This is a genomic window from Pontibacter sp. YIM B11418, assembly GCF_059278805.1.
Genome location: NZ_JCAEMH010000005.1, coordinates 275,311 through 292,554 on the forward strand (window position 1 = coordinate 275,311; position 17,244 = coordinate 292,554).

Here is a 17,244-nt window from a genome sequence, read left to right on the forward strand (position 1 = left end):
CAGGTATAATTATCCCTATATTTGCACCGGCTAAAAGTTGAAGGTTGCCTTTCAGGCAATCCTTTGAAAAGCAGGGCTCCTCATAAGGGAGCCTTCGCTTTTTATACGCCTTACCTTCCCCGGAAAACGTGCCTGACAGCATGCCTCCATGTGATAATCCGCTAAAGAAGCTATTTGAAAATTGCTAGACCGGCTCCGCGGATGGCGCAGTATTTAAGTTCTCCCTGGACTGCAAAGACGCACAGTATTTTTTCCGGAGATCTTGTACCCCATTCCAATCGATGACGTCCTCCTCACTGCTGAGTTGCGCCAGGTTTGCCTTCACAGAGACATCCGAAATAAACATTCGGTCCTGGTAAAGGCCATTGGCATAAAAGCGACAATAAGTACGTATTTCGTCCGCTTCTGTCAGTACAATCAAATCGCAAGACTGAAGCTTGCTAGTAAATAGAGAAAATTCATCCATAGGTGGCAATCGGTATTCTGGAAGCAAGGGGCAGCGAGTTTGGACGGTATGCCCGCTCTTAAGACAGCCCGGTATGCTTATTAACTTTGTGCATACGACAGTGTTTTAGAAAAGTTGTAAATCAACCCGCCATTTCGAAAATATTTTACAGAACCTGTCAAATTGCTTTCCAAAAAGCGCCTATTCATCAGCCAGGCCAATATTTCAATTAGTTAGTTCTCAAGATAATACGCTCCAGAAGGACTCTTTTTCGCTACCAACAACCTTTGCATAGAAGAACAGTGATTCACCTGTGAGCTGTCTTAAGCTCAACAGAATTGTGCTGATAAAGACCGTATAAAATAAAACAGCCAGGGCCACTACATAGCAGTGGCCCTGGCTGTTTTATTTTATAATGTGATAAGCCAGAAAAGCTTACCAAGCGGAGTTTTACTTTTTGCCTTGTCCGCTAGGCACCGGGAAACCACGGTCGCGCATCAGCGCATCGATTTTGGCATCGCGGCCACGGAACATACGGTAGGCTTCAGCCGGATCCATGGAGTTGCGTGGCGCAAACAGGTACTTCACCAGTTTAGCGGCAACATCTTTGTCGTAGAATCCACCTGGAGCCTCTGTGAAGGCCTCGGAGGCATCCGAAGTCAGCACGTCAGCCCACATGTAGCCATAGTAAGCGGTGGCATAGCCCTCGCCTGAGAACACGTGCCCGAAGTGCGGTGAGCGATGACGCATAACGATCTCTTTCGGCATACCTAATTTAGCAAGTGTTTCTTTCTCAAACTTGTCTGGGTCCAGGTTGTTCGGGTCGGCCAGGTGGAAGTGCATGTCCATCAGAGCAGAGGCCAGGAACTCTGTTGTTTCGAAACCCTGGTTGAAGGTGGCAGCCTTCTCGATCTTGGCTACAAGCTCTTTCGGCATTGGCTCGCCGGTCTTGTAGTGCTTCAGGAACTGGTTGATCACTTTGTCGGTAGACAACCAGCGCTCCAGCAATTGCGACTGGAACTCGGTGTAGTCACGCACGCCGCTGTTCAGCGTCGGGTACTTCACGTTAGAGGCCAGGAAGTGCAGTGCGTGACCGAACTCGTGGAAGAAGGTGGTCGCATCGTCCCACGATACCAGCACAGGCTCACCCGGCGCAGGCTTCACGAAGTTGGAGTTGTTAGACGACAGCACGTTCTTTTTGCCATCGAAAGTAGTGTGGGCACGGTATGTTGTGGCCCAGGCACCAGAGCGCTTGCCCTGACGCGCGAACGGATCGAGGTACCAAAGTCCGATATGGTCACCAGTGGTCTTGTCGGTCACTTCCCATACCTCCACATCTTCATGGAATACGGGTACAGTTCCTTCAGGTACCGGCTTGAAGTTGAAGTTGAACAGCTCGCCTGCCGTGAAGAACATGGCCTGCGTCAGGTTGCCCAGCTCGAGGTAGTTCTTCACTTCGTCAGAGTCGAGGTCGTACTTGTCTTTGCGCACTTTCTCGGCGTAGTAGCGGTAGTCCCAGGGCTCGATCGTGATCTTGGTTTTGCTAGTAGCGTTCGCTAGCTTCTGCATGTCGGCTACCTCTTCGCGGGCGCGGGCAGTAGCGGCAGGCCATACGGCCATCATCAGTTCCATGGCCGCCTCAGGTGTTTTGGCCATGCGGTCCTGCAGGCGCCACTCGGCATAGTTGTCGTAACCCATCAAGCCTACACGCTCTTTGCGCAGTTTCAGGATGTTCACGATGTTCTGCTTGTTGTCGTTCGCGTCGTTGTTATCGCCACGAGAGTAGTAGTTCTTCCATACCTGCTCGCGCAAGCCGCGCTCGTCTGAGTATGTTAGGAACTGGTCCATAGAAGAACGGGTGTTGGTAACGGCATACTGGCCAGGCTTGCCACGGTCGGCGGCAGCTTTGGCAGCGGCTTTCACAAACGACTCCGGCAAACCGCTCAGCTGGTCTTTGGTGAAGTATACCACATACTTCTCCTCGTCAGCCAGAATGTTGTTGCCAAAAGCGGTATAAAGGGAAGAAAGCTCCTTGTTGATAGCAGCGTAGCGTTGTTTCTTTTCCGGGCTCAAATCAGCACCTTCCATGGCGAAGTTCTTGTAGATGAGCTCCACAACACGCTGCTGGTCAGCTGGCAGCGGGTTCTTCTGAGAGTTTTCGTACACGGTTTTGATGCGCTGGAAAAGCTTCTCGTTCTGAGAAATCTTAGAGCTGAACTCGGAGATTTTCGGAGCCATTTCTTTTTGAACCTCGCGGAACTCCGGTGTAGACATATTACTGCCCCAGATGCCGTAGTAGGTGAACACGCGGTCCAGTTCCTCGCCTGCTCTTTCCATCTCCTCGATCGTGTTTTCGAAGGTGGCAGGCTGCGTGTTGTTGGCAATCGCCTCGATCTCAGCCAGGTTGATGGCCATGGCCTTCTCCATTGCCGGCTTCAGGTCGGCCAGGTTCATTTTGTCGAAGGCGGGAACGCCCTGGTATGGGCCACTCCACTCCTGCAGGAGCACGTTGGTTTCTGCCTGCTTCTGCTCGGTGGCAGCTTGTGTGTCCTGTGTCTGTGGCGTTTGCACCGAAGTACAGCTTGCCAGCGCCAACAGGGCCACTATGCCGGATACCTTGCCGGCCGATATGATCTGTTCTTTCATAGGATGTTAAAGTGAATGATAAATTTCAGCACAAGTTACAAAAAATAGACCAAAAGCCCCACTCAGCAATTTTAAGGCGGCCTGCTATACCTGAAATGCTATCTGCAAACGTTCAAAAAGTATACTTCCTGCCGGGCGGCAAAATCAAAGGTCTGCTCGTATAGAAAGAACAGCATACCCCTTTTATCATGCAATATTCCCCTATTAAAGACAAAGTGGCTTTACGCAAGCTTTACGAATCTGTGCTGCCCGAGCTGGCGCAGCATATCCATCAGCATCTGGCGGATGTTATCCCGCTTTTCCATGACTTTAAATTAGAGAAACTCGTAGACACCTGGACGCGCGAACCAGGCTCCGACGCCACCACCGAGATCAGCCTAGACAAGGGGAATGTGAACCAAATGGGGCTACGCCTGCGTCTGGAAGGCTTTCAGCGGGTGGGCGCCGACAATTTCGACCTGACAAAAGACCTGCTTTTTAAGCTGGACCGCAACTTTTACACCATCGGACCCAACCAGGACAACGTATGGCTGGAGAAGGCCTATCTGCAGAGCTGGGAGAATGCGGACTACGAACTTGTGGCCGAGAAGTGGACGGAGCAGTTGATAGACGACCTGACCCAGCGCCTGGAAAAATTCACGATATGACAAACCGCACCCGTTTTCCCGGCTCTACTTTCCTGCTTGCGCTGCTCACAACCGTGTGCCTCAGCAGTTGCCACGCTTGCCAGGCCCAGCAGCCAACCACTGTAACGCAGGAGGGCTATACCTACAAAAGGCCCTCGTCAGGAGGAACCGGCAAGGTATACATGGGCCGGGAGATCGCTGCTATCATGACTGCCACGGGCGGAAATTGGCTGGACCGCGACACACGGCAGGAAGAAGAGAACTCTACCCGCACGATAGAGAACATGAACCTGCAGCCCAACATGGTGGTAGCCGACATTGGGGCGGGCACCGGTTTCTATACTTTTCAGATAGCGCCTAAGGTGCCGGAAGGCAAGGTATACGCAGTGGAAGTGCAGGATCGGTTTATAAAGACACTCCAGTCTCGACGGGATAAAGAGGGAGCCAGCCATGTGACGGTCATTAAAGGCGACAGTCTACAGGTTAATTTGCCAGCCCAAACAGTAGACATTGCCCTGATGGTGGACGTGTACCATGAGCTGGCTTATCCAAAAGAGATCCTCAGATCTATACACCGAGCCTTAAAACCAAATGGCAAACTCCTGCTGCTTGAGTACAAGGCTGAAGACCCAGATGTCCAGATCAGGGCCTTACACAAAATGACCAAAGAGCAGATCAGAAAAGAGCTGGAGGCCAACGGCTTCCGCCTGAAGCGCCAGGAGGATTTCCTGCCGATCCAGCATTTTATGCTGTTTGAGAAGGTGGAAGAGACTGGTGGTTGATGGCAGCGGGGCTTTCAACCGGGTATACCTAGATAAATCACTCGCTTACAAGTTTTTTCACGTGCTGCAGATCAGCCGTGGTCACTTTCAGAAAATAGACGCCGCCTGCCAGATTTAGCTCAGTTAACGAAATAGTGTTAATCCCCTTTTTGAGCGCTATAGCTTGAGATTGCATGATTCGCCCCTGTGCGTTGTAGAGTACGATAGTGCTCGCTTGTTCTTCACTGGAGGTGATCAGCACCTGTAGGTAGTCATCGAAAGGGTTTGGGAATGCCTTGAGTGTGATGGCATCAGGAAGGCTGGGTGCGCTTACATGCCTGATCGGGCTAAACTCGAACTCACCGTTGTAGTCAACTTGTCTTAACCTGTAGTAAATGCCGGCTGCTCCATACCTTGAAATATTTTTATCCATGAAGGAATAGTTTCTTTGCAACTGGGTCGTCCCATTGCCCTTCACCCTACCGATCGGAATAAAGGTACGGCCATCTATACTTGACTCCACACTGAAATAGTCATTATTCTGCTCTGACGCCGTTTTCCATTGCAAAACTGCATCGTCTGCCGCCAATTGGGCAGTGAAACTGGTAAGTTCGACAGGTAGAGGTATAATCTCGGTTCTTGCTAATACCCCAACCGCTTCTGAGCTGTTAGAGGCAAGTATAACAATCTCATCCGTAAAGTTCTCTTTAGTACTGGTAGCGTTGTTGTAATTGCCGGCAAGCAATGTAAGTTGAGTACCAAAAGACAGTGTAGAAGTTTCAGCTTCCTTGTATCTGATATCTCCTCCACCATCTTCTTCAGTATAAATAACACGTACCACCTCCTCGACTTCATTCAGAATAACGATCGGCCTTGTACCCTCTGAAGCTATCTCGTAAAGATCATCCCATGTGCCAGAAGGACGTCGTACTAACAGTGCTATCTGGGGTTGATTTTGGGTGTCGTAGCTCGTTTTGGTTGCGCAATACAATGTACCATCACTAGCTACGGCCAAATTAAGATGGTCATCGGTCATACCCCCGCCAATGTTCTTAGCAGACTGCGAAGCAGGAACTTCGTCAGTAGTCCAGTCCCCCGGGTCTGCCCCATCCATGTGTGTTCTAAAACCATACCGTCTGGTCCCTTGGTTAGACCATATCACACCAATCTTACCAGGCAGAGCAACTACAGCACAAATGTCATCACTTTCGACATTCGTCTCAAGTACTATCTCTTCACTCCACTGGGCATAAGGTTCATCACTCCATCTCACTCTAATTGCCTTCGACATTTCATAAGCGAGCCACATCCTATTTTCACCGTCTATATCTATTGTAGCGGTCTCGGCGGAGCCGGTAAAGTTTAGCTTCAGTGCTGCACTCCTGGCTTGCCAGAGCATATAGTTGCTTTCATGGGGATTGTACTGCACAGATATTAACTCTGAAGTCTGCCCCTGGAAAAGGAAAACATGGGTAACATCATTTACCACCTTGCAATCTACCTTGGATGACTTACTTGTGGAAAGTGTTAGCGCTTTCGTCCAACTCTGTCCATCCAACCTCCAAACATGCGTTCCGGAATTATCAGGCAATACTGTCCAGAATGTACCCGCATGCGCCCACACTTTTGATTGAGGCTTTTCACCAGTATTTGCAGAAATGGTAATCTGGCTTAGCGGCGTTATAGAATTGAACTGAGCAAAAGATGGAGAAGTGCTTATTATAAAGATAAACAGGGTAAAGAATCTAATCATAGGGGTAATCTCCTTATATAGGGCTTAGAGGATTTCGAAAAGCAGGAAATGGTGCGCTGGTTAGTTATTACGTTTTGAATATATTATTGTTTTAATTAAAGACAGGAGTATATTCCAATTTTTGCATTCGGTATGGACATAGTTCGTTTAACCAAAGCGCCTTATTTAAAACCCTTCATTATCCAACCAGATAAATCTTTTAAAATCTGCACCTTAAATCATAACAACTAACGTAGTATAAGGTATAGCTGTAAAAATTGGAGTTTATGCATACAACCACATTCAAATTTGAGGAGGGAAGTCCATATGTAGGGAGCCACCGCCCCATTGGACTGGAAATACATGAGCGATTGATGTGGCAGGTAAGGCGTCTACACCGGGAGGACATGCAGAAGGCTGGCTGGCAGCTGATCATCTATACCCCCATACCTGCCTACCTGTATAAGCCTGCTACTATAGAAGTGTACTGGGATTACGACAACCCTGAGGAGTCCTGCAGTGATTAATACAGCATCTACACCCGAATATCCTTACCATAGCCCGAATCTCAGCTTTTTTAACACCCACACACTGGCTGGCAGATTAGAAATGATATGGGCTCATGGGACTTTCCTGGCTGAGCGGGGCCGTCGCGGCTACCGCATTCAGCTGTACGACATGGGCGATTTCTTTGCGGAGGTATGGAGCAACCCGGAGAACCATATCGTTGGGCTGATAAGGGGGCTGGCCTCCAAGCGTGCGCTGGAACCCTACACGACTAAAATCAATCTGCTGGATATGATGTACTGGTAAAGTTTTATACGCTATTTTTGAAGCGTGAACTCTGTCAAGCTCAGCTCCTACTGCCGCCTTTATGCCTTTTCGGATTACCGCAGCATGAAATCTGCCCTCCCCTACATGCGCCAGGTGGTGCTTGCCAAACCGCTGACCGAAGTAGAAGAGTCCGACGCGCGGCGTGTCGTGCTCCGCGTGCCAGGTAGTGGGTTCCAGAACTACCTTCGTCCGCTGGGCGGCCGGCAGACCAAAGCAACAGGTATAGCTTCCCTGATTACGGCACTTCAGTTACTCTATAAGCAGAACGGCTTCTCAGCCAGGTATATCGTGGTGGAGCGCAGCTAGTCCCTACTTTACGAATTTAGCGTCCATCCATAACAATTCGTTAACGGCGCCCCGTTGCGGGAGCTAAGCTTTAATCGTAATATTGCAATCATAAAGTTATTTCAGTTAGCAAACATACCTAAGCACGCATACCTGATTTGTATTGTTAGCAGTAACTCCTTTATCAATCACGTTACCCATGACCCGGATAGCCCTTTTCAGTGATATACACGCCAACCTGCCTGCTCTAGAGGCCTTTTTTGCAGACGTAGAGGCCCGCCAGCCTGGCTTCATTTACTGCCTCGGCGACCTGGTGGGGTATAACATCTGGCCAAACGAGGTGATTGATGAGATCCGCAAACGCAACATCCCTACCATAGCGGGCAATTACGATTTTGGCATAGGCCGGGAGAGCGACGACTGCGGTTGCGCCTACAAAACAGAGGAGGAAAAAGCCAATGGCGCGGTTTCAATCGCTTTTACGAACAAGATCATAAACCCTGCGCAGCGCCGCTACCTGCGCACTTTGCCTGCACATATTAAAGTGGAGTTTCAGCTGAACAACGATAAACTGAACCTGCTGCTGGTGCACGGCAGTCCGCGCAAGATAAACGAGTATTTATTTGAAGACCGCGACGAGAAAAGCTTGCTGCGCATTATGAAAGACGCGGATGCAGATATCATGTGCTTTGGCCACACGCACAAGCCCTACCACCGCATCCTCGACAGTGCCGAAGGAGAGCAGCCCCACTTCCGCCATGCGATCAATATCGGTTCTGTGGGCAAACCCAAAGATGCCGACAACCGGGGAGGCTATGTCATGCTGACCATCAATGAGCACAGTTCGGTGCTGAATAAAGACAGTATAGAGGTGGAGTTTATCCGTTTCACTTACGACTTCGAGAAAGCCGCCAGAGCCGTTGAGGAATCAGAATTGCCCAATGCCTATGCAGATAACTTGCGCAAAGGCTGCTAAGTCTTGTGAATAAGGTATAATCTAAGCTACGCCTCTAACTAATTTCATTGAAGAAATGGAGAAAGGGACATGAATAAAAATCAGTGTCCTGATTCTTTGGGGTCATTATGTTGGGGAGTTCTGAATGGGCTTTCCTAAAAAATAATCGTGATGGTAGTACCCTCGTGCATCACGCTGCTCACCTTGATTTCTCCCTGTGCATTGTCGACCATTCGTTTCACGATATAAAGGCCAATGCCACTGCCCTCTATATGCTCATGGATGCGCCCAAACATGGTGAAGACACTTTCCTGCTTTTCAACCGGTATGCCTAGTCCGTTGTCCTGCACCGACAGGTAGGATCTGCCTGCATACTTCTCCAGCTTTATATTGATTTTTGGTGCTCTATCAGGCGAACGGTACTTGATGGCGTTGCTGATCAGGTTGCCTAAAATGCTCTTGAGGTTCTTTTTAGAAAAGCCCGCCACCTCAGCGTCAGCGGCAATCACGTTCAGCTGCGCGCCAGAGGCTAAAATCATGCTCTGCAGATCCTGTTTCACGGCTTCTACCATCTCATGCAAGTCAGGCTTCTCTGATTTTTCCTCGTCGCTCACCTTGTCAATTTCCACGAGCGTAGTCAGGTCCCGTATGGTGGTGGAAAAGCGCTTGAGCGATGACTTGATCAGATCCGTAATCTGCCTGATCTCTGCACGGTCCAGGGTTTCTCTTGAAACAGTGTGCGAAAGCTCCTCAATAAGCCCAGCAATGTTGGCCACAGGCGACTTCAGGTCGTGCGAGGCAGTGTACACAAAGTTGCCGAGGTCGAAATTGGCGCTGGCCAGGCCTTCGTTCTCCTGCTTGAGTTCTGCAGCAACTTTATGGCTGTGCTCCAGCACATCTAAACTCTGAAGATGAAAGGCGATCAACTCGGCAAACAGCTTGAATGTGTTGATCACCTTGGAGTTGTTGAGAGAGGCCGGCCTGGAATCAATGGCGCAGAGGGTGCCGAAAAAGTCGCCGTTTTTGAGGATGATAGGTATAGAGATGTAACTCTGGAGTCCGTAAATTCTGGGTGTATGGTGGTCGGAGTAAAGCGGGTCCTCTGCCACGTTATCGATCACGATCGGGTTGCGGTGTGACCTTATCTCGTTGCAAAGCGTTGTTTCCACCTGCAGTTCTCCTCCCGCTTCCAGGCCAAAGTTCACTTCGTCGCGCACGCTGCATGCCAGCCATCTGTCTTCTGTTACGCGTGCAATGGCCGCAAACCCCATTCCGGTGGTCTGGCATATAACTTCGAGCATGGTGGGAACGATGGGAATCTGCCGGATGGCCTCCAGATCTTTTAATAGCTCGTCTTGGGTTTCAATCATTTGAGAGGGAGTAATTTCAGAGTCGCATCGTCATGCTAAACTGTAAGCTGTTGTGATTATATGTTTAAACATAATAAAAAATGTACAAAAAGCAAAATCAATCCGTCTCATAGATGCCCTCTCTGCCCTCTACTTCTACAGACTGACATAGTTGCCCGGCCGCCAGTGAGCAGAACAGCCGGGCAACATGTCATAGCTTTAGCGTGTGACCTGTCCCCGGATTTCCCCGTTAGGGAATTGGTCGCTGTGTATGTTAATGTACCACTCTCCGGCCAGCAACTCCGCCTCCTGTGCAGCTGTGAGTGGGGAAGTGGATAGCGTCAGTGGACTATTGTAAGGGTTTGCACTGGAGTAAGGGTCATTGCTGGTACCGGGGTTAATCGGTATCGTAACCGGTCCGGACACAGTCACGCCGCCCTTGTGAAAGTGCATGGCAGTTGGCGTGATACCCTGAAAAGTGATGGTATAGTTCATCACTTTGGTATCCATGTTATAAGTACCCTTGAAGGTACCGGTCGCCTGGGTTGTGATAGCAGGCACCTCGTTGGCACCGGTCAGCGCTACTTCTTTGAGGGCCACGATCTCATCGCCCGGTATTACGGTGTTGTCATCGTCGTCGTCATCACAGGCGGTCATCATAAAGGACAGGCTCAGCAGCGCGCCAAGCAGTATTCCGAAATTAATTCGATAGGTTTTCATCTTCATTAAAAATTAAGGAGAAGTGATTTAAAAAGTAAAAGCACAGAGATTCTTCCTGACACAACCTTAGGCATGCCATAGCGTGGAGTGTTGAATTCCCGTAAAAATTTGAAGGTGTTATCTTAAAGTAAAGCCGGCTGTAAAAAACACTCCTGCACTTGTGAGCTTCACTCGCCCCTCGCCAATACTTGCTAGCGGTATTTTGACGAATGGCTCTGCTCCGATCGTGATGGCAGGAGACAGTTGACGCGTATAGCCTACAGACAGATTCTGTATCCCGAACCAGTGTCTGTTCTTGTTAGAGAATTCCCGGGTGTTACGGTAGGGCTCTCTTCCGGGGTAGTAGTAGGTATAGGTATATTTTTCATCGAGCATCAGGTAACTGGATAATCCCGCCTGCACTGTCAGCATGTTCTTGCCCCAGCCCAGCACCTGGTACTGCAGGTTGACAGGTATATCCAACACCTTGCATTGCGCCGCAATCACATCCGGTTGCCGTTTGCCGTCCCAGTAGTCCGGTGAGGGTTTGTAGTTTTCGGGCGTGGCCTGGTACAGTTTGTTCGCCCACACCGCACCCGACACCAGGCTCAGCCTTCTGGTGATGGGCACACTAAACAACACACCCGCATTGGCGCTTACCGCATCCGGATCTTTGAAGCGCACGGTGGTGATGTCAGGCGCCGCAACCAGCGTCACGGTAATGCTGCGCAGGAACACCCGCTCTCCCCGCTCCTCTGTTTGTCCGCTGTCGGCAGGTATAGGAGCAGTGTCAGGTATAGGCAGTGCCGCTACCTGCCGGGCTATACCTGCAACTGACTGGGGTACCCTTGCTATCACCGATTCGACAGTTTGCAAAGGCTCCTCCACCCTGGCGACGCGGCTGTCAGGTATAGCAGCACCAGGTATAGCACGACGCTCATTTATAGCACTACCTTTCTGCCCGGTTTTCTCTGCTAAGTGGACTCCGGAACCTGGCTGCGCGGCAAGGTATGGCGCAGCGGGTGAATCAGGCTTCGGTAAGAAAGTTTGCTCCAGCCCTTTGGTTTGATCAGGTATAGCAGCGACTCCCGGATCTTGGCTTCCTCCCTGTTCTGCAGGTATAGCAATGGTCTCCCGAATTGGCGCTTCTCTTTCCATCAATTTCCAGACAAAGCCTACCGTCACCAGCAAGGTCAGCAGCACGATGGGCAACAAGCGTCTTATACCTGCCCAGCCGCCCTGCTCGCCGTCCAGTTTGCGTTCCATCGCCTTCCACGCCTCTTCGTCGAAGGGAGGGTCGTATTGCCCAGCTGATTTCCTGAACAGGCGGTCCAGCTCCTCGTTAGACATATTGTTTGCGTTCATCGATTTTGCTTCTTTGTAATGCCTCCCGCAAATTTGCCCTCGCCTTGGCCAGGTTCGACTTCGACGTGCCCACTGCTATACCCAGCGTTTCGGCTATTTCTTCGTGGGTATAGCCGTCTATGGCATACAGGTTGAAAACAGCCCGGTAGGCAGGCGACAGTTGCTGCACCAGTGAGATCAGGTACTCGTAGTTAAGCTGCTGCTCCACATCAAACGGATCGGAGGCCGGCTCTGCTTTGTCGATGTCCTGCAGGTGATAGTTCTTCAGGTTGTGCCGGTAGTTGTCCAGCGCTGTGTTGATCATGATCCGCCGCAGCCAGCCTTTGAACGGCTTGGGCGGATGGTACTGATCCAGCCTGGTGAACACCTTCATAAACCCGTCGTTCAGCACATCTTTCGCTTCTTCAGCATCCTGCGAGTAACGGACACAAACACTCATGGCATACCCGAAGAAGAGCCGGTAAAGCTCTCTCTGTGCCCCGCGGTCCTGTTTCAGACACTGACGTAGCAGCTCATCCAATACTTCGCCTTCTGTTTTGCTCACTGTTCCAGAATTTGCGCTCCCATCACGGACTAAACGCCAAAAGGGTTGCCTCCCGATTGAAAAATAACCGGTGTACCGTAGCTCTGTTTTACGTCTCTAAGCAATTGTTAATCAAGGCGCAACACAAATAACCAAAGAGGATAAACAAAGGGAAGAACCTGCCACTATACCATCGACATAAAAAATCCCCTGCAGCTTTTCAGCTACAGGGGATCGTGTGCTCCGGGGAGCCTGGATGGTTTAAAGTTGTCAGGCTATACCTATAGGTAGTAGGCCCTGGCCAGCGCGATGACAGCGACAAGCAGAAAGATGCCATTTAACACATAGCTGGCGTGCGCTTTCTTAGACAAGCCGTAAAAGATCAGGAGTAAACACCCGATGATGTTCATGCCCAAATACTCTACTGATTGCCCATGCGTGAGGCCCATGCTGTTCAGGCTGAAGGCCGCAAGCGAAAAGAAGGCGCCTCCCCAACCTACTGCCTCTCCCATATATTTTCGTAGTGTAGCCATCGTTTAATTCACATTAAATTATTTATTGCAAAGTAAACAGGTGAAAACGGGCTAAAAAATGCTTTTATTCGCTTGACTAATGCAAAAAACGAATCACAGCGAATGGAGCTACAGCAGATTAAGTACTTTTTGGCACTGGCGCAGGAACTGCACTTCTGGAACACGGCCGAACGCATGTTCATCACACAGTCTGCTCTCAGCCGGCAGATCAAAGCGCTGGAAGTGGAACTGGGTGTACTGCTGTTCGAGCGAAACAAGCGGAGTGTGAAGCTGACCGAGGCAGGTGCGTTTTTGCGCGAGCAGTGGACGCCGCTGCTTGATGAGATAAACCGTGTGCACTTGCAGGCGCGTAAAATACATGAGGGGGCTTTTGGCACCGTTCGGATCGGTTACCCAGGTTCTATCGCTTATGGTTTCATGCCGGATCTGATCACGAGCATTTCCACTGTCCTGCCGGAGCTGAAGGTGGACCTGGTGGAGCCGACTGACATCAGCTTTGAGCAGTTGCTGCTTAGCTACCAGATGGACATAGCCTTCCGGCGCGACCCCGCCGAAAACCCGGCTTTGCAGTCGGAGTGGCTTTACTCGGAACCTTATGCACTGGTCGTGCCCCACAGCCACCGTCTCACCGAGCAAAACTTCACAGGTATGCACGATCTCGAAAACGACAAGTTCATTTTGTCGAACCTGGCGCAAACGACCTATTATACTGCAGGGCTTCGCCAGATCTTCGAAGACCAACGCTTCATACCGGACGTGCGCATCGAGACAGACTTTGGAGGCATGATACTGGGGCTGGTGTCCAAAGGCCTGGGAGTGACGATTCTGCCTTACTCCTATTCGTTCAGTGCTTTGCCCAACGTGCGTTTCATCCCCCTGCCCTACAACACGAACCTGTATGTGACCTGGCGTAAAAACGACAATAGCCCGGTGCTCAAAAACATCCTGAAACTAGTGACAGAAACAGCTGTCAGGTATGCCGCAAAAGGGAGTTAAGGCTTAGTGCGCTACCTTCTCAGCTGGTTTTTTGAACATTTTTTTACCTAAGTTGAGTACCTGCGCGATCACGGCGCCGAGCAGCAAGCCACCCAGGGCCAGCACCAGCACTTTTACAAACCAGGCAAGGGCAGGTATATCAGCAAAGGGACCTTCCAGCACCTCCAGCGGAAGGTGCAAGCCATGCGCAATGATCTCGGCTCCTACCCACAGCATCGCAGCTGTGCCCACATACCCAAGTATCACCAGGAATTTTGGCATAGACTTCACAATGCCGCGTCCGATTTTCTGGGTGGTCGGGTGAAATTTGTCCTGGGCCATGTGCACCCCAATGTCGTCTGCTTTCACGATCAGGGCCACAAAGCCATACACGGCAATGGTAATGAAGATGGCCACGGTAAACAGCACCACGATCTGGTTCATCAACGGACTGCCGGCCACAGTAGCGTAGGCAATCGCCATGATCTCTGCTGAAAGGATAAAGTCTGTGCGCACGGCACTGCCTACCCGTTCTTTTTCCAGCTCCTCCGGGGTAATCACTTTCATGTCCTCTGTCGGCTCATCGGTAGGTTCGTGGCTTTTGCTGAACATGGAGTGCACTTTTTCATAGCCCTCGAAGCACAGGTAAGCACCGCCCACCATGAGGATGTAAGGTATAACAGCCGGCGCAAAGTAGCCGAGCACCAGTGCGGCCGGCCCCAGAAAGATCGCTTTGTTGATGAGTGATTTTTTGGCGATTTGGTAAATGATGGAGAGCTCGCGTTTCGGATCGAGGCCCACCACATACTTCGGTGTTACGGCTGTATCGTCGATCACGATGCCGGACACTTTACCGGTCGTTTTTGCCACTTGCGTGGGTACGTCATCCAAGCTTGCCGCACTGACTTTCACCAGTGCCGCCACATCATCCAATAGTGCGAGAAGACCTGTCGCCATTCGTTATTCTTTAGTTTTAAGGTATAATTCTTTTGTGTTGCCTACTCTGTACGGATTATGCGTACGAGCAGTCTTTTGAAGGGATGTAATTTAGGGGAAAGATGTGGAATTGTGATAGGAAGGGCGTATTAAGTGTTAAAAAAACTACATAATGACGTAAAAAAGCAGAAGACCACTTCTTTGGAAAGCGGCCTCCTGTGTTGATATCCTGCCAGCAATAAACAGTCACTCACTATTGCACCAGGTATAACTCGGTTTTTCGGTGGGCTTTGCCTTTTGCGGGCAGCGCCTCGCCCTCTATTTCCATCTCGAAACCCTTGTCTGCAAAGTAACGCTGCATATAGTTTTTCACGCTGTGGGCGCGCTGTTCACTTACCCGCTGCCTGGCCGCAGGCTCGCCGTAGCCGTCCGAATAACCTTTGATGACAAAGGAAGTGCCGTCCGGCTGCTGGCGCAAAAAGCGCGACAAGCCTGCCAGTTGCTGCAGGCTCAGGTGCACCCGGTTAAACTCGTTGTAGAGCACCAGCGACGGCGCAGCAGTCCGCATTGCTGCTGCTTTTACAGGTTCGGCAGCAGCTACTTCCGCCAGCACGTTCTTCTGTGGTACCTCTGCTTTTAAAGGTTCTGCGGCCACTGCGGCAGGTACTGCTGCAACAGTATCAGCCGGTGGTGCTGCAACAGCTTCGGCAGGTGCTGTTGCTGCTGCTTCGGCAAGTGGTGCAGGGGCTGCTGCTGCCTCGGCTAGCTGTTCCCCCTGCAAATAGGCAATGTAGCGTGGCTGCTCCTGTGTGGTCGCGCTCACCCAAATCGTCTGGTCCTTGCTCTTGCTCAGGTAGGCGTTGTAGGCCTCTTTCCCATTGACCACACCTGCCAGCCGCACCGCTGCACCCGCCTGTCCGTTCTTTAGGGGCGCTCCATAAATGTAGGCCGTCTCTCCCTGCTGACGCGAAAAGAAAAGGGAATCGTTGCTGACAAAAGGGGCAAACTCAGCTGCTTTGGAATTTACCTGCCTGCCCAGATTCCTTGGTCTGGACCAGCTGTCATCATTCCACTCGCTCAGGTATAGATCATCATAGCCCTGCGAACCGGCCAGTTCTGCGGCAATATACAGCTGGCGCCGGTCCTGGGTCAGGTATAGGCCCAGGTTGTAGGAGTGGTTGCGCAAGCGGGGCAAAGGCAGTTCCGCCCCCTTCACAAACTCCCCGTTTGTCCATTTGTAGATGCTGATCTTCTCTGCCCTTCGGCCAGACTTGTGGTAGACGAACACTTCGCCTGCTGCCAGGTTGCCGCCAACCACGGCGTTCACCTGACCAGCGTTCAGGGAAAGGGCCCGCTCGGCCGCTTCCGGATTATTCAGACGGGCAGTATAGAGGTACTGGCCGCCATCCTCCTTTTTGGTGATCAGGAGCATCTCCTCTCCCACCAGGGCCACACCGGCCATTTCTGCATTCGTTTCCAGGAGTTTGGTCTGGGCCTGGCCCGTTACCATCACCCCCAGCATCAACCCGATGGTGTATACGATCTTCTTCATGTTCACTTTGCTTTACCAGATTGTCACTTGTCTTCCGTACTTCGGATACTTCACCGGGATCAGGTTATAGGTCAGGGAGATCTCGTTGGTGCTCCGGCTCACGTACCGGGCGTTCTGTATCGGAATTTCATAGGCGTAGCCAATGCGGAACTGATCCAGGCGCAAACCGGCAGTCGCGCTCCAGGCCAGGTCTTGGCGGTAGCTTCCTCCTAGCCAAAGCATGTTCTGGTAGACTGCCTTGAGCTGCAGCTCGGCGCTTTCCTTCAGCTCATCATCATACTGCAACAGGGCATTGGCCACCAGCCCGAACTGATCAGAGAGGGCCGTGCGGTAGCCCGCCTGCACCAGGTGTTTGCGGGTGTAAAGGTCCTGCAGGAACTCGTCCCCGCCCGACACGATGCCGCCCTTGGTCACATCCTGCATCGCATAGCCAAAATAGAACTGATCGGCCGTCAGCGTCCAGCCCAGGTTCAGGTCGAGCTTGCCCTGTCGCAGGCGCTGTCCGAGCACCCCCTGAAACTCCGGATCATTTTCGTTGTCCACTGTCAGCCTGTTGCCGTCCAGGCGCTGGGCGCTGTAAGTAAGGGCGCCGCCCCAGCGCAGACTCAGCTTTTCAGATAGCCGCACGCGGGAGGCATAGCCCAGGTGCACCTGGCTTTCCGAGAAGGGGCCGAAGGTATCCTGCAGCACACTCACGCCGAAAGCATGGCGGGCGCCGGCCTGGCGGTCAAAGAAATCATGCTGCTTTGTTTTGAGCACGTCCTGCTGCTGCCAGCCCGACAGGTCGGCCAGGTCCAGCTCGGCCGAGGCAAAGTAGGTTCTGGGAGCACCCTCAAAGCCTGTCCACTGGTTGCGGTGGAATCCCTTGAGCTGGGAGCCCTCGTAGCCCGTCAGCGAAGGATTGTAGTAGTGCTGAAACAGCTGGAAGTTGGCAATATGCTTTCTGTTCTGGGCATTTGCGCCCAGAACAGAAGCAACTAATAATAGGGATAGAATTAACTTTTTCATTTCAAAGAATCTCTTGCGTT

At 51.3% G+C, this 17,244-nt stretch carries 17 protein-coding genes; 7 read left to right on the forward strand and 10 right to left on the reverse strand.

Going from position 1 to position 17,244, the window contains the following annotated elements:
- Positions 1-895 precede the first annotated feature (895 nt).
- Positions 896-3,091: a M3 family metallopeptidase gene (locus tag AC4QZR_RS14090; protein ID WP_494481484.1), complete on the reverse strand. Its 2,196-nt coding sequence runs from the start codon at positions 3,089-3,091 to the stop codon at positions 896-898.
- 188 nt (positions 3,092-3,279) lie between these two features.
- Between AC4QZR_RS14090 and AC4QZR_RS14095 the strand changes: the two genes are divergently transcribed.
- Both AC4QZR_RS14095 and AC4QZR_RS14100 read left to right on the forward strand, forming a co-directional pair.
- The gene (locus AC4QZR_RS14095; RefSeq protein ID WP_494481485.1) at positions 3,280-3,738 is read left to right on the forward strand and encodes a hypothetical protein; all 459 of its coding nucleotides are present in this window, start codon (positions 3,280-3,282) and stop codon (positions 3,736-3,738) included.
- The gene (locus tag AC4QZR_RS14100) at positions 3,735-4,499 is read left to right on the forward strand and encodes a class I SAM-dependent methyltransferase (RefSeq protein WP_494481486.1); all 765 of its coding nucleotides are present in this window, start codon (positions 3,735-3,737) and stop codon (positions 4,497-4,499) included. Before AC4QZR_RS14095 ends, AC4QZR_RS14100 begins: the two co-directional genes overlap by 4 nt.
- Positions 4,500-4,536: 37 nt before the next feature.
- Here the strand turns inward: AC4QZR_RS14100 and AC4QZR_RS14105 are convergent, their stop codons facing one another.
- Positions 4,537-6,231, reverse strand: coding sequence for a T9SS type A sorting domain-containing protein (locus tag AC4QZR_RS14105; RefSeq protein ID WP_494481487.1), 1,695 nt, complete (start codon positions 6,229-6,231; stop codon positions 4,537-4,539).
- A gap of 266 nt (positions 6,232-6,497) precedes the next feature.
- Here AC4QZR_RS14105 and AC4QZR_RS14110 point away from each other — a divergent pair, with 266 nt between their 5' ends.
- The 4 genes from AC4QZR_RS14110 to AC4QZR_RS14125 all read left to right on the forward strand — a co-directional run bounded on the left by AC4QZR_RS14110 (position 6,498) and on the right by AC4QZR_RS14125 (position 8,305).
- Entirely contained in the window at positions 6,498-6,737 is a 240-nt protein-coding gene (locus AC4QZR_RS14110; protein ID WP_494481488.1) for a hypothetical protein, read from the forward strand.
- A gap of 82 nt (positions 6,738-6,819) precedes the next feature.
- Positions 6,820-7,023, forward strand: coding sequence for a hypothetical protein (locus tag AC4QZR_RS14115; protein ID WP_494481489.1), 204 nt, complete (start codon positions 6,820-6,822; stop codon positions 7,021-7,023).
- Between the two features lie 24 nt (positions 7,024-7,047).
- Complete coding sequence (locus tag AC4QZR_RS14120) at positions 7,048-7,350, forward strand: hypothetical protein (RefSeq protein ID WP_494481490.1); 303 nt, start codon at positions 7,048-7,050, stop codon at positions 7,348-7,350.
- Between the two features lie 178 nt (positions 7,351-7,528).
- Positions 7,529-8,305 (forward strand): metallophosphoesterase family protein, encoded by a 777-nt coding sequence (locus tag AC4QZR_RS14125; protein WP_494481491.1) that lies wholly within the window; start codon positions 7,529-7,531, stop codon positions 8,303-8,305.
- Positions 8,306-8,439: 134 nt separating this feature from the next.
- On the opposite strand, the gene AC4QZR_RS14130 is transcribed toward AC4QZR_RS14125, so the two are convergent.
- The 5 genes from AC4QZR_RS14130 to AC4QZR_RS14150 all read right to left on the reverse strand — a co-directional run bounded on the left by AC4QZR_RS14130 (position 8,440) and on the right by AC4QZR_RS14150 (position 12,753).
- Entirely contained in the window at positions 8,440-9,654 is a 1,215-nt protein-coding gene (locus tag AC4QZR_RS14130; protein WP_494481492.1) for a sensor histidine kinase, read from the reverse strand.
- Between the two features lie 198 nt (positions 9,655-9,852).
- The gene (locus AC4QZR_RS14135; RefSeq protein WP_494481493.1) at positions 9,853-10,353 is read right to left on the reverse strand and encodes a CHRD domain-containing protein; all 501 of its coding nucleotides are present in this window, start codon (positions 10,351-10,353) and stop codon (positions 9,853-9,855) included.
- 117 nt (positions 10,354-10,470) lie between these two features.
- The gene (locus AC4QZR_RS14140) at positions 10,471-11,697 is read right to left on the reverse strand and encodes a hypothetical protein (RefSeq protein WP_494481494.1); all 1,227 of its coding nucleotides are present in this window, start codon (positions 11,695-11,697) and stop codon (positions 10,471-10,473) included.
- A complete protein-coding gene (locus AC4QZR_RS14145) occupies positions 11,675-12,241 on the reverse strand; it encodes an RNA polymerase sigma factor (protein WP_494481495.1) in 567 nt (188 codons plus the stop codon). The genes AC4QZR_RS14140 and AC4QZR_RS14145 overlap by 23 nt, the downstream gene beginning before the upstream one ends.
- Positions 12,242-12,501: 260 nt before the next feature.
- Positions 12,502-12,753 carry a CBU_0592 family membrane protein gene (locus AC4QZR_RS14150; protein ID WP_494481496.1) on the reverse strand — a complete coding sequence of 84 codons (252 nt, stop codon included), beginning with the start codon at positions 12,751-12,753 and terminating at the stop codon, positions 12,502-12,504.
- A gap of 102 nt (positions 12,754-12,855) precedes the next feature.
- Here AC4QZR_RS14150 and AC4QZR_RS14155 point away from each other — a divergent pair, with 102 nt between their 5' ends.
- Positions 12,856-13,749 carry a LysR family transcriptional regulator gene (locus AC4QZR_RS14155; RefSeq protein ID WP_494481497.1) on the forward strand — a complete coding sequence of 298 codons (894 nt, stop codon included), beginning with the start codon at positions 12,856-12,858 and terminating at the stop codon, positions 13,747-13,749.
- Between the two features lie 3 nt (positions 13,750-13,752).
- Here AC4QZR_RS14155 and AC4QZR_RS14160 read toward each other — a convergent pair whose 3' ends face one another.
- From AC4QZR_RS14160 to AC4QZR_RS14170, 3 genes are all read right to left on the reverse strand, one after another.
- A complete protein-coding gene (locus AC4QZR_RS14160; RefSeq protein WP_494481498.1) occupies positions 13,753-14,685 on the reverse strand; it encodes a DUF808 domain-containing protein in 933 nt (310 codons plus the stop codon).
- A 232-nt stretch (positions 14,686-14,917) separates the two neighbouring features.
- Positions 14,918-16,216: an OmpA family protein gene (locus AC4QZR_RS14165; RefSeq protein ID WP_494481499.1), complete on the reverse strand. Its 1,299-nt coding sequence runs from the start codon at positions 16,214-16,216 to the stop codon at positions 14,918-14,920.
- Between the two features lie 12 nt (positions 16,217-16,228).
- The gene (locus AC4QZR_RS14170; protein ID WP_494481500.1) at positions 16,229-17,224 is read right to left on the reverse strand and encodes a PorP/SprF family type IX secretion system membrane protein; all 996 of its coding nucleotides are present in this window, start codon (positions 17,222-17,224) and stop codon (positions 16,229-16,231) included.
- Positions 17,225-17,244: the final 20 nt, after the last annotated feature.